This is a genomic window from Streptomyces sp. CB00455, assembly GCF_001905445.1.
GTDB lineage: Bacteria > Actinomycetota > Actinomycetes > Streptomycetales > Streptomycetaceae > Streptomyces.
In genome coordinates this window covers 246,616-258,341 of the sequence record NZ_LIVQ01000003.1, presented here as the reverse complement: position 1 = coordinate 258,341, position 11,726 = coordinate 246,616, and the positions used below count along the sequence as shown (strand labels likewise).

Sequence of the window (11,726 nt, the reverse complement as noted above, 5' to 3'; positions counted from 1 at the left end):
TTGTGGGGTGATCTCTCGTATCGACCTGCGCGGTGACGCCCTCCCCGAGGGCGGCGCCCTGCGCGACCTGCTGCCCCGTGCCGAGTTCGACGTGGAAGCCGCCCTGGAGAAGGTGCGGCCCATCTGCGAGGACGTCCATCATCGTGGCACGGCGGCGCTGATCGAGTACGCGCAGAAGTTCGACGGCGTCGAGCTCTCGCAGGTCCGCGTGCCCGTGGAGGCCGTCGAGGCCGCCCTGGAGCAGCTGGACCCGGCCGTCCGCGCCGCCCTGGAGGAGTCGATCCGGCGCGCCCGGATCGTGCACCGGGGCCAGCGCCGCACCGAGCACACCACCCAGGTGGTCCCCGGCGGCACCGTGACCGAGAAGTGGGTTCCGGTCGAGCGCGTCGGCCTGTACGCCCCGGGCGGCCGCTCGGTGTACCCGTCCTCCGTCGTGATGAACGTCGTACCCGCGCAGGAGGCGGGCGTCGAGTCGATCGCGCTCGCGTCCCCGCCGCAGAAGGAGTTTGGCGGGCTGCCGCACCCCACGATCCTCGCCGCGTGCGCCCTCCTCGGCGTGGACGAGGTGTACGCGGCCGGCGGCGCCCAGGCCGTCGCGATGTTCGCCTACGGCACCGAGGAGTGCGCGCCCGCCAACATGGTGACCGGCCCCGGCAACATCTGGGTGGCCGCCGCCAAGCGGTACTTCACGGGCCGGATCGGCATCGACACCGAGGCCGGGCCGACCGAGATCGCCGTCCTCGCGGACTCCACGGCCGATCCGGTGCACGTCGCCGCCGACCTGATCAGCCAGGCCGAGCACGACCCCCTGGCCGCCGCCGTCCTCGTCACGGACTGCGCCGAGCTCGCCGCGGCCGTCGAGAAGGAACTGGAGCCGCAGGTCGCGGCCACCAAGCACGTCGAGGACCGGATCAAGCCGGCCCTCGCGGGCAAGCAGTCCGCGATCGTCCTGGTCGACAGCCTGGAGGACGGCCTGAAGGTCGTCGACGCCTACGGCGCCGAGCACCTGGAGATCCAGACGGCCGACGCCGCCGCCTGGGCCGCCCGCGTGCGCAACGCCGGCGCGATCTTCGTCGGGCCCTGGGCCCCGGTCTCGCTCGGCGACTACTGCGCCGGGTCGAACCACGTGCTGCCCACCGGCGGCTGCGCCTGCCACTCCTCCGGACTGTCCGTACAGTCCTTCCTGCGCGGCATCCACATCGTCGACTACACCCGCGACGCCCTCGCCGAGGTCACCCACCACGTGGTGACGCTGGCCGAGGCCGAGGACCTGCCCGCGCACGGCGCCGCCCTCAAGGCACGCTTCGGCTGGAAGGTGCCCACGGCATGAGCGCCGGCCCCGTCCTCGGCATCGACGACCTCCCCATCCGCGACGAACTGCGCGGCAAGTCCCCGTACGGCGCCCCGCAGCTCGACGTACCCGTCCAGCTCAACACCAACGAGAACCCCTACGAGCTGCCCGAGGCGCTCGTTCGGCGCATCGCCGAGCGCGTCGCCGACGCCGCCCGCACCCTCAACCGCTACCCCGACCGCGACGCCGTCGAGCTGCGCACGGAGCTGGCCGCCTACCTGACGCGCACGGGCAGGCACCCCGTCGCGCGCGAGAACGTGTGGGCCGCCAACGGCTCCAACGAGGTCATCCAGCAGCTGCTGCAGACCTTCGGCGGACCGGGCCGCACCGCGATCGGCTTCGAGCCCTCCTACTCGATGCACGCCCTGATCGCCCGCGGCACCGGGACGGGCTGGATCTCCGGCCCGCGCCGGGAGGACTTCACCATCGACGTGCAGGCCGCCGAGGCGGCGATCGCCGAGCACGCCCCCGACGTCGTCTTCATCACCTCGCCCAACAACCCCACGGGCACCGCGGTCGCGGCGGAGACGGTCCTGGCCCTCTACGAGGCCGCCCAGGCGGCCAAGCCCTCCGTGGTCGTCCTCGACGAGGCGTACGTCGAGTTCAGCCACCGGGACTCGCTGCTGCCCCTCCTGGAGGGCCGTCCCCACCTGGTGGTCTCCCGGACCATGTCCAAGGCCTTCGGCGCCGCCGGACTGCGCCTGGGCTACCTGGCCGCGCACCCCGCCGTCGTCGACGCCGTCCAGCTGGTGCGCCTGCCGTACCACCTCTCGGCCGTCACCCAGGCGACCGCGCTGGCCGCCCTGGAACACACCGACACCCTGCTCGGCTACGTCGAGCAGCTCAAGGCCGAACGGGACCGCCTGGTCACCGAACTGCGGGCCATCGGCTACGAGGTCACCGAGTCCGACGCGAACTTCATCCAGTTCGGGAAGTTCGAAGACGCGCACACCGCCTGGCAGAAGATCCTCGACCGGGGCGTCCTGGTCCGGGACAACGGCGTACCGGGCCGGCTGCGGGTCACCGCCGGCACCCCGGCAGAGAACGACGCGTTCCTGGAAGCGGTTCGCGCACTGAAGAAGGAGCAGCACGCATGAGCCGCATCGGACGGATCGAGCGCACCACGAAGGAGACCTCGGTCCTCGTCGAGATAAACCTCGACGGCACCGGCAAGGTCGACGTCTCGACGGGCGTGGGCTTCTACGACCACATGCTCGACCAGCTGGGCCGCCACGGCCTGTTCGACCTCACGGTCAAGACCGACGGCGACCTGCACATCGACAGCCACCACACCATCGAGGACAGCGCGCTGGCCCTCGGCGCCGCCTTCAGGCAGGCCCTCGGCGACAAGGTGGGCATCTACCGCTTCGGCAACTGCACCGTGCCGCTCGACGAGTCCCTCGCCCAGGTGACCGTCGACCTGTCCGGCCGCCCCTACCTCGTGCACACCGAGCCCGAGAACATGGCGCCGATGATCGGCTCCTACGACACGACGATGACCCGGCACATCTTCGAGTCCTTCGTCGCCCAGGCCCAGATCGCGCTGCACGTCCACGTCCCGTACGGCCGCAACGCGCACCACATCGTGGAGTGCCAGTTCAAGGCGCTCGCGCGCGCCCTGCGCTACGCCGCGGAGTTCGACCCGCGCGCGGCCGGGATCCTGCCCTCCACGAAGGGCGCCCTCTAGCCGTGAACGGCCTCAACACCATCCTGATCGTCGTCGGCCTCTTCCTGGCCGGCGGCGTCTACTCCTTCCAGAAGCAGAAGATGCCCACATCGGTCATCGTCCTGCTCGCCATCGGCTCCGCGATGTGTCTTGCCGCCGGAGTCCTGCGGATCCAAGGAATCTGGGAATGAGCCCCACCAAGAACGTGGTCGTCTTCGACTACGGCTTCGGCAACGTCCGCTCGGCCGAGCGCGCCCTCGCCCACGTCGGCGCCGATGTCGAGATCACCCGCGACTACGACAAGGCCATGGACGCCGACGGACTCCTCGTCCCCGGCGTCGGTGCCTTCTCCGCCTGCATGCAGGGCCTCAAGGACGCCCGCGGCGACTGGATCATCGGCCGACGGCTCTCCGGCGGCCGCCCGGTCATGGGCATCTGCGTCGGCATGCAGATCCTCTTCGAGCGCGGCATCGAGCACGGCGTCGAGACCGAGGGCCTCGACGAGTGGCCCGGCACCGTCGGTCCCCTGAAGGCCCCGGTCGTCCCCCACATGGGCTGGAACACCGTCGAGGCCCCCGCCGACAGCCAGGCATTCGCCGGTCTGGACGCCGACGCCCGGTTCTACTTCGTGCACTCCTACGCGGCGCGCCAGTGGTCCCTGGAGGTCACCAACCCGGCCATCCGCGCACCCCGCGTCACCTGGGCCACCCACGGCGAGCGCTTCGTCGCGGCCGTGGAGAACGGCGCCCTGTGGGCCACCCAGTTCCACCCCGAGAAGTCCGGCGACGCCGGAGCCCAGCTCCTCACCAACTGGATCGAGACCCTGTGATGACCGTGCACCGCGCAGCGAAGCTGGAGCTCCTCCCCGCGGTCGACATCCGCGACGGCCAGGCCGTCCGCCTCGTGCACGGGGTGTCCGGCAGCGAGACCTCCTACGGCTCCCCGCTGGAGGCGGCCCTCGCCTGGCAGCGCTCCGGCGCCGAGTGGCTGCACCTCGTCGACCTGGACGCCGCCTTCGGCACCGGCGACAACCGCGCCCTGGTCGCCGAGATCACCGGCGCCATGGACATCAAGGTCGAGCTGTCCGGCGGCATCCGCGACGACGACACGCTCGCCGCGGCCCTCGCCACCGGCTGCACCCGCGTCAACCTGGGCACCGCCGCCCTGGAGACCCCCGAATGGGCCGCCAAGGCCATCGCCGAGCACGGCGAGCGGATCGCCGTCGGACTCGACGTGCGCGGCACCACCCTCAAGGGCCGCGGCTGGACCAGCGAGGGCGGCGACCTGTACGAGACCCTCGCCCGGCTGGACTCCGAGGGCTGCGCCCGCTACGTCGTCACCGACATCGGCAAGGACGGCACGCTGACCGGCCCCAACCTGGAGCTGCTGCGGGGCGTGTGCGCCGCCACCGACCGGCCCGTCGTGGCCTCCGGCGGCATCTCCTGCCTGGACGACCTGCGGGCGCTCTGCGAGCTGGTCCCGCTGGGCGTCGAGGGCGCGATCGTCGGCAAGGCCCTGTACGCCAAGGCATTCACGCTGGAAGAAGCCCTGAAGGTGGTCCGCGCATGAGCTCCCCCGACTCCCTCGACTCGCCCGATTCCCCCGACTCGCCGCAGCCGCTCGGCTCCGCCCGGGCTTTGGGCGCGGTGCGCCGCTTCTCCTCCGGCGGCGCGTACGAGGACGTGATCGGCTACTCGCGCGCCGTCCGGCTGCCAGGCGGCCTCGTCCTCGTCTCCGGCTGCACCTCCCCCGACGGCGGCGGCCCGTACGACCAGGCCGTCGCGGCCTTCGGCGTGGCCTTCAAGGCGCTGGCCCAGGCCGGGCTCGGGCCCGAGCACGTCGTCCGCACCCGGATGTACATCACCCACGCCGGGGACGTGGACGACGTCGGCCGCGCCCACAAGGAGCTCTTCGACGAGATCCGCCCCGCCGCCTCCATGATCATCGTCTCCGGCTTCGTCGACCCCGGCATGGTCGTCGAGGTCGAGGTCGAGGCCTTCGACCCGGCCGAGGGGGCGTCCGCATGACCCTGGCCGTCCGTGTGATCCCCTGCCTGGACGTGGACAACGGCCGCGTCGTCAAGGGCGTCAACTTCCAGAACCTGCGCGACGCCGGCGACCCGGTGGAGATGGCCAAGCTGTACGACGCCGAGGGCGCCGACGAGCTGACCTTCCTCGACATCACCGCCTCCTCCGGCAACCGCGAGACCACCTACGACGTGGTGCGCCGCACCGCCGAACAGGTCTTCATCCCGCTGACGGTGGGCGGCGGCGTCCGCACCGCCGACGACGTGGACAAGCTGCTGCGGGCCGGTGCGGACAAGGTGGGCGTCAACACCGCCGCCATCGCCCGCCCCGAGCTGATCCAGGAGATCGCCGAGCGCTTCGGGCGCCAGGTCCTGGTCCTGTCGGTGGACGCGCGCCGCACCGCGTCGGGCTCCTTCGAGGTCACCACCCACGGCGGCCGCAAGGGCACCGGCATCGACGCCGTCGAGTGGGCGCACCGGGCAGCCGAACTGGGCGCCGGGGAGATCCTGCTGAACTCGATGGACGCCGACGGCACCAAGGACGGCTACGACACCGAGATGATCGCCGCCGTGCGCGGGCACGTGACGGTCCCGGTGATCGCCTCGGGCGGCGCGGGCCGGCTCGCCCACTTCCCGCCGGCCATCGCGGCGGGCGCGGACGCGGTCCTGGCGGCCTCCGTGTTCCACTTCGGCGACCTGCGGATCTCCCAGGTCAAGGACACCCTCCGGGAAGCGGGCCACCCCGTCCGCTGACCGCCCTCCGGGGGCGGCCGGGGCCGCCGCGTGCACGCGGCCGGCGGGTCGGTGCCGGGCCGGGGGGACCGCCCCCGGCCTCGCCGCGTTCGAGGCGCGGGGCTCCGGCCTGTCCGGTGGGCCGCCTCGCCCGGAGCCCCGGTGGCAGGGGGAGCACCCCGCCGGCGGGCGGGCCGGGCGCCGGGGGTCAAAGGCCCAGCGGGGCCTTTTTCAGGCGGGCGACGGCCTCCTCGTCGCCGTCCAGGGAGACGGCGGCGACGTCCTGCCGGCCGAAGCAGAACAGCGTCAGTTCCCCCGGCTCCCCGGTCACCGTCACCACCGGCACCCCCTTGCGCGCCACCGCCGTCCGCCCGTCGGGACGCCGCAGGACCAGGCCCACCGGCGACCGGCGGCCCGTCAGCCGGGCCAGCTTCTCCAGGCGGCCCCACAGGGAATCGGCGAACACCGGGTACGGCTCCCGCGGCGACCAGTCCGGCTGCGCCCGCCGGACGTCCTCGGCGTGGACGAAGAACTCCACCGCGTTCGCCACCTCGTCGATCTGCTTCACCGAGTACACCGACAGCCTCGGCGGCCCGGTGCGGATCAGCTGGACCAGCTCCTCGTACGGCCTGGCGGTGTACTGCGCCATCGCCTTGTCCAGCCGGGCCTTCAACACGTTCAGCAGCAGACCCCCCGCCGCATCCGGCCGGCGCTCCCGCACGACCACGTGCGCCGCCAGCTCCCGCGTCCGCCAGCCCTGGCAGAGCGTCGGCGCATCCGGCCCGGCCGCCTCCAACAGGTCGGCCAGCAACAGTCGTTCACGCTTCGCATGGGTAGACATGCGCGCCAGCCTAAGGCCGGATCCCGCCGCGCGCCCGCCCATCAGGCGGACGGTGCGCCGTGTCCCGCCCTCCCGCCCGGCACAATGGCGGCATGAGTACGTCCCCGCGCCCCGGCAACCTCGACCCCGCCCTCGCGGCGCGCCTCAAGCGCTCCGCCGACGGCCTGGTACCGGCCATCGCCCAGCAGTACGACACCGGTGAGGTGCTCATGCTCGGGTGGATGGACGACGAGGCCCTGCACCGCACCCTGACCACCGGCCGCTGCACGTACTGGTCCCGCAGCCGCCAGGAGTACTGGGTGAAGGGGGATACTTCCGGCCACTTCCAGCACGTGAAGTCCGTCGCGCTCGACTGCGACGCCGACACCGTGCTCGTCAGGGTCGACCAGGTCGGAGCCGCCTGCCACACCGGCGCCCGCACCTGCTTCGACGAAGATGTCCTGCTCCGCGACGCCGACTAGGTGGGTCCCACGTCCATGGATCTCGATACGTTCCGCAAGCTCGCGGCAGACCGCCGCGTCATCCCCGTGAGCCGCAAGCTGCTGGCCGACGGGGACACCCCCGTGGGCCTCTACCGCAAGCTGGCCGCCGAACGCCCCGGCACCTTCCTGCTGGAATCCGCCGAGAACGGCCGCTCCTGGTCCCGGTACTCCTTCATCGGCGTGCGCAGCGACGCCACGCTGACCGTGCGGGACGGCCGGGCGCACTGGATCGGCACCGCGCCCGTCGGCGTTCCCACCGACGGCGACCCCCTCGACGCGCTGCGCGCCACCGTCCAGGCCCTGCACACCCCCCGCGACCTCGCGGCCGGCATGCCGCCCTTCACCGGAGGCATGGTCGGCTACCTCGGCTACGACATCGTGCGCCGCCTGGAGCGCATCGGCGAGCACACCACCGACGACCTGCGGCTGCCCGAGCTGACCATGCTGCTCACCTCCGACCTGGCGGTCCTGGACCACTGGGACGGCACCGTCCAGCTCATCGCGAACGCCATCAACCACAACGACCTCGACTCGGGCGTGGACGAGGCCCACGCCGACGCCGTGGCCCGGCTCGACGCCATGGAGGCCGACCTCGCGCGGCCCGCCCCCTATGCGCCCGCGCCGCTGCCCGCCTCCGAGCTGCCCGAGTTCTCCGCTCTCTGGGGCGGCGAGAAGTACCAGGCCGCCGTCGAGGAGGTCAAGGAGCGCATCCGCGCCGGCGAGGCCTTCCAGGTGGTGCCCTCGCAGCGCTTCGAGACCCCCTGCCATGCCTCCGCCCTGGACGTCTACCGGGTCCTGCGGGCCACCAACCCCTCCCCGTACATGTACCTCTTCCGCTTCGAGAACGGCTTCGACGTCGTCGGCTCCAGCCCCGAGGCGCTGGTCAAGGTCGAGGACGGGCGGGCCATGCTCCACCCGATCGCCGGCACCCGGCACCGCGGCGCCACCCCGCAGCAGGACAACGACCTGGCCGAGGAGCTGCTGGCCGACCCCAAGGAGCGCGCCGAGCACCTGATGCTCGTCGACCTGGGCCGCAACGACCTCGGCCGGGTCTGCGAGCCGGGCTCCGTCGAGGTCGTCGACTTCATGAGCATCGAGCGGTACTCGCACGTCATGCACATCGTGTCCACGGTCACCGGCCGCGTCGCCGAGGGCAGGACCGCCTTCGACGTCCTCACCGCCTGTTTCCCGGCCGGCACCCTCTCCGGGGCGCCCAAGCCCCGCGCCATGCAGATCATCGAGGAGCTGGAGCCCTCCCGGCGCGGCCTGTACGGCGGCTGCGTGGGCTACCTGGACTTCGCGGGGGACTCCGACACGGCCATCGCCATCCGTACCGCCCTGCTGCGCGACGGCACGGCGTACGTACAGGCCGGCGCGGGGGTCGTGGCCGACTCGGTGCCCGAGCTGGAGGACCAGGAGTGCCGCAACAAGGCGGCCGCCGTGCTCCGCGCGGTGGGAGCGGCGAACCGCCTCCACGGCTCCTGAGCTCGTAGGGGATAGTGGGGTACGTGAGTGCCGTACCCCCGCCCCAGCCCCCCGTCGAGAACGCCGCCGAGGTCCCCGACAGCAGGAGCGGCCGCCGCAGCGTGGCCGTCGCCCTGCTGCTCGGCACCCTCGGCGCCACCGTCGTGCTGCTCGCCTCCGGCCGGGTCTGGGCCCGCGGGACGACCGCCCTCGGCGGCGATCCGCTCGCCCTGACCGCCGACGGGCGGGCCGTCACCGGACTGCCCGCGGCCCTGGCCATCGTCGGCCTCGCCGCCCTGGTCGCCGTCTTCGCCGTGCGCGGCAAGAGCCGGCTGCTGGTGTCGGGCCTGCTGGCGCTCAGCGGCCTGGGCGCCGCACTGTCGGCGCTCTTCGCCGCCGACGGCCGCCGCGCCCTGGACGCGGAGGCCGCCCGCACGACCGCGGACACCGCCGCCCACGTCGCCGGGCTGACCCAGACGCCGTGGCCCTACGTCACCGCCGCCGGCGCGGCGCTGATCCTGGCCGCCGGCCTGCTGGCCCTGCGCTTCGGCCGGAGCTGGCCCGCGATGGGCGGCCGCTACGAACGGGACGGCACCCCCCGTCCGCGCAAGGCCGCGGCGGTGGATCCGGACCGCCCGGAGGATCTGTGGAAAGCCCTGGACCGCGGCGAGGACCCGACCCGCTGAGCGACCCCCCTGGACAGCGACACCGCCCGGTGCGGGACAATGTCACCGAGCGTTCGACACAGCACGTGCGACAGAGCAACGAGGAGCAACTCATGGCGGGCACTAGCCACGGACACACCCCGGCCGCCTGGACCGGTGTCTTGATCGCCTTCATCGGTTTCTGCATCTCCGGCGCCTTCATGGTGCTGGCGAACCCGCTCGGCTTCTGGGCCGGCCTCGTCGTCGTCGTCCTCGGCGGTGTCGTCGGCATGGCGATGAAGGCCGCGGGCATGGGCGCCCCGAAGGGGGCCCACACCGACCTCGCCGAGGTCATCGCGGCCAACAAGGTTCCCGCCAAGGTCTGAGGACCGCGTGGTCGAACCGGCGCAGCCGAAAGGCGCGGCCCGTCGGGCTGCGCCTTTCGCCGTGACCGGCGAGAATCGGCGGGTGGACGCCTCTCGCACCCCCGGCGCCGTGCCGCCGCGCACGACATCCGGCCGGACCGCCCCGCCGCCGCCGCCGCAGGCCCAGGGCCCGGTACCAGCCCGGCAGCCCTCGCCCGCGACCCCGCCGCCCGCGCAGGGCTCCGTGGCGCCCGCTCCGGCATCCGAACCGCCCGCTCCGGCATCCGTGGCGTCCCCGCAGGCACCCGTGCGTGCCCCCGCGCCCCTGCCACCCGGGGGGCCGCCCGCAGCCGCCGTACGGCCGTCCCGGGTACGTGCGTGGGCCGCTCCGGTGCTCACCCTGGCCGCCGCCGTCGCGGCCTTCGCCTACGTGGGCGCCGTGGACCCCAACGAGCCGGGCCACTACCCGGTCTGCCCGCTCTTCCGGCTGACCGGGATCCTCTGTCCCGGCTGCGGCGGCCTGCGCAGCGCGCACGCGTTCGCCCACGGCGATCTGGTGGCCGCTACCGGGGCAAATGCCCTGGCCGTCATCGGCTACTTCCTCTTCGCGGGATTCATGGCCCGGTGGCTGGTTCGGGCCTCCCGCGGCGGCCTCGCGCCGGCGATCGCGCTGCGGCCGCTGTACTGGTGGGGCATCGGCGGCGCGGCCCTCGTGTTCGCCGTTGTCCGAAACCTGCCTTTCGGATCCGCGCTCGCCCCCTGAGCCCTTGCGGCGGGCCTTGTGAAGCCCCTATTCCGAATGTCCAGTTACTGGGACGGCGTCAACCGCGTGCGGAGGGCCGGGCCTCCTGCGGATACCATTTGAGTGCTGACCTTGTGGTGGTACGTGTCCGCAAGGCGGCCGACCGTCATCGACCCGGAAGGGGGCCGCTCGCGTGAGTGTGCTCGACGAGATCATCGAAGGGGTCCGCGAAGACCTTGCCGAACGGCAGGCCCGCGTCAGCCTCGACGAGCTCAAGGAGCGTGCCGCCAAGGCGCCCCAGGCCAAGGACGGCGTCGCCGCCCTGCGCGGCGACAGCGTCAAGGTGATCTGCGAGGTCAAGCGGTCCAGCCCGTCCAAGGGCGCGCTGGCCGCGATCGCCGATCCGGCCGGGCTCGCCGCCGACTACGAGGCGGGCGGTGCGGCGGTCATCTCCGTCCTCACCGAGCAGCGCCGCTTCGGTGGCTCGCTGGCCGACCTGGAGGCCGTCCGCGCCCGCGTGGACATCCCGATCCTGCGCAAGGACTTCATCGTCACGGCGTACCAGCTCTGGGAGGCCCGCGCCTACGGCGCCGACCTCGTGCTGCTGATCGTCGCGGCCCTGGAGCAGGAGGCGCTCGTCTCCCTCATCGAGCGGGCCGAGTCCATCGGGCTGACCCCGCTCGTCGAGGTCCACGACGAGGAGGAGGTGGAGCGCGCGGTCGCCGCCGGCGCCAGGATCATCGGCGTCAACGCCCGCAACCTCAAGGACCTCAAGGTCGACCGCTCGACCTTCGAGCGCGTCGTCCAGGAGATCCCGGCGCACATCGTCAAGGTCGCCGAATCCGGCATCCGCGGGCCGCACGACCTGATCGCCTACGCCAACGAAGGCGCCGACGCCGTCCTCGTCGGGGAGTCCCTGGTGACCGGCCGCGACCCGAAGGCGGCCGTCGCCGACCTCGTCGCCGCCGGCGCCCACCCCGCTCTGCGCCACGGTCGGAGCTGACCGGACCGTGACCCGCCCCCGTCCCGCCGTCAGCACCCGGCCCGGCCGCCCCGGCCCGGCCGGCGTGCCGACGGCGCACGCGCCCCTGGCGCGCGGCTGCCGCCCCCGCGGCTGCCGCGCCCCGGCCCGGCGCGTGCACGGGCGGCGGGTGCGGTACGTGATCGGCTCCGAGCCCGGTCAGGTCAACGGCATGCGATGGCGCCGCGGAGGCGCGCTGTAACGAGGACCGCGGCGATCGGCACGACACGACGTGCCGTCGCGCCCGGTTCCCGTACGGCCCGTCGCCCGGACCGACCGGCTCCGGGCGCGGGTCCTCCTTCCCGCAAGCGGCGGCAGACCCGACGAGGGTGTGGTGCCGTGCTCTGCGGGCGGGCGGCGCAATACCGTGAGTCCACTCGTCGCATCCCGTA

16 protein-coding genes are annotated in these 11,726 nt (G+C 73.2%); 15 read left to right on the top strand and 1 reads right to left on the bottom strand.

The window, feature by feature from the left end:
* Positions 1-7: 7 nt before the first annotated feature.
* Genes hisD through hisF form a run of 8 tightly spaced genes read left to right on the top strand, consistent with a single transcriptional unit; the run spans position 8 to position 5,796 of the window.
* Complete coding sequence (gene hisD, locus AMK16_RS13760) at positions 8-1,330, top strand: histidinol dehydrogenase (RefSeq protein ID WP_073914308.1); 1,323 nt, start codon at positions 8-10, stop codon at positions 1,328-1,330.
* Positions 1,327-2,448 (top strand): histidinol-phosphate transaminase, encoded by a 1,122-nt coding sequence (locus AMK16_RS13755; RefSeq protein WP_073914305.1) that lies wholly within the window; start codon positions 1,327-1,329, stop codon positions 2,446-2,448. The genes hisD and AMK16_RS13755 overlap by 4 nt, the downstream gene beginning before the upstream one ends.
* The gene (gene hisB, locus AMK16_RS13750; protein ID WP_073914303.1) at positions 2,445-3,038 is read left to right on the top strand and encodes an imidazoleglycerol-phosphate dehydratase HisB; all 594 of its coding nucleotides are present in this window, start codon (positions 2,445-2,447) and stop codon (positions 3,036-3,038) included. Before AMK16_RS13755 ends, hisB begins: the two co-directional genes overlap by 4 nt.
* Positions 3,039-3,040: 2 nt before the next feature.
* Positions 3,041-3,208, top strand: coding sequence for a hypothetical protein (locus AMK16_RS36615; protein WP_199885437.1), 168 nt, complete (start codon positions 3,041-3,043; stop codon positions 3,206-3,208).
* On the top strand, positions 3,205-3,846 hold the full coding sequence (gene hisH / locus AMK16_RS13745; RefSeq protein ID WP_073914300.1) for an imidazole glycerol phosphate synthase subunit HisH: 642 nt from the start codon (positions 3,205-3,207) through the stop codon (positions 3,844-3,846). The genes AMK16_RS36615 and hisH overlap by 4 nt, the downstream gene beginning before the upstream one ends.
* Positions 3,846-4,586 (top strand): bifunctional 1-(5-phosphoribosyl)-5-((5-phosphoribosylamino)methylideneamino)imidazole-4-carboxamide isomerase/phosphoribosylanthranilate isomerase PriA, encoded by a 741-nt coding sequence (gene priA / locus AMK16_RS13740; protein ID WP_073914297.1) that lies wholly within the window; start codon positions 3,846-3,848, stop codon positions 4,584-4,586. The genes hisH and priA overlap by 1 nt, the downstream gene beginning before the upstream one ends.
* The gene (locus AMK16_RS13735) at positions 4,583-5,044 is read left to right on the top strand and encodes a RidA family protein (protein ID WP_079191498.1); all 462 of its coding nucleotides are present in this window, start codon (positions 4,583-4,585) and stop codon (positions 5,042-5,044) included. Before priA ends, AMK16_RS13735 begins: the two co-directional genes overlap by 4 nt.
* Positions 5,041-5,796 carry an imidazole glycerol phosphate synthase subunit HisF gene (gene hisF, locus AMK16_RS13730; protein ID WP_073914295.1) on the top strand — a complete coding sequence of 252 codons (756 nt, stop codon included), beginning with the start codon at positions 5,041-5,043 and terminating at the stop codon, positions 5,794-5,796. The genes AMK16_RS13735 and hisF overlap by 4 nt, the downstream gene beginning before the upstream one ends.
* Before the next feature lie 187 nt (positions 5,797-5,983).
* Here the strand turns inward: hisF and AMK16_RS13725 are convergent, their stop codons facing one another.
* On the bottom strand, positions 5,984-6,616 hold the full coding sequence (locus tag AMK16_RS13725) for a TIGR03085 family metal-binding protein (protein ID WP_073914292.1): 633 nt from the start codon (positions 6,614-6,616) through the stop codon (positions 5,984-5,986).
* A gap of 92 nt (positions 6,617-6,708) precedes the next feature.
* Here AMK16_RS13725 and hisI point away from each other — a divergent pair, with 92 nt between their 5' ends.
* From hisI to trpM, 7 genes are all read left to right on the top strand, one after another.
* Entirely contained in the window at positions 6,709-7,077 is a 369-nt protein-coding gene (gene hisI, locus AMK16_RS13720; RefSeq protein WP_073914290.1) for a phosphoribosyl-AMP cyclohydrolase, read from the top strand.
* Positions 7,078-7,092: 15 nt separating this feature from the next.
* Positions 7,093-8,583 carry an anthranilate synthase component I gene (locus AMK16_RS13715; RefSeq protein ID WP_073915928.1) on the top strand — a complete coding sequence of 497 codons (1,491 nt, stop codon included), beginning with the start codon at positions 7,093-7,095 and terminating at the stop codon, positions 8,581-8,583.
* A 14-nt stretch (positions 8,584-8,597) separates the two neighbouring features.
* A complete protein-coding gene (locus AMK16_RS13710) occupies positions 8,598-9,248 on the top strand; it encodes a TIGR02234 family membrane protein (protein WP_073914287.1) in 651 nt (216 codons plus the stop codon).
* A 92-nt stretch (positions 9,249-9,340) separates the two neighbouring features.
* On the top strand, positions 9,341-9,592 hold the full coding sequence (locus tag AMK16_RS13705; RefSeq protein ID WP_073914285.1) for an HGxxPAAW family protein: 252 nt from the start codon (positions 9,341-9,343) through the stop codon (positions 9,590-9,592).
* A 370-nt stretch (positions 9,593-9,962) separates the two neighbouring features.
* Positions 9,963-10,334 carry a DUF2752 domain-containing protein gene (locus tag AMK16_RS13700; protein ID WP_443333563.1) on the top strand — a complete coding sequence of 124 codons (372 nt, stop codon included), beginning with the start codon at positions 9,963-9,965 and terminating at the stop codon, positions 10,332-10,334.
* Positions 10,335-10,506: 172 nt separating this feature from the next.
* A complete protein-coding gene (gene trpC, locus AMK16_RS13695; RefSeq protein ID WP_073914279.1) occupies positions 10,507-11,316 on the top strand; it encodes an indole-3-glycerol phosphate synthase TrpC in 810 nt (269 codons plus the stop codon).
* A 64-nt stretch (positions 11,317-11,380) separates the two neighbouring features.
* The gene (trpM, locus tag AMK16_RS38515) at positions 11,381-11,536 is read left to right on the top strand and encodes a tryptophan biosynthesis modulator TrpM (protein ID WP_397735302.1); all 156 of its coding nucleotides are present in this window, start codon (positions 11,381-11,383) and stop codon (positions 11,534-11,536) included.
* The last annotated feature ends 190 nt before the right edge of the window (positions 11,537-11,726 follow it).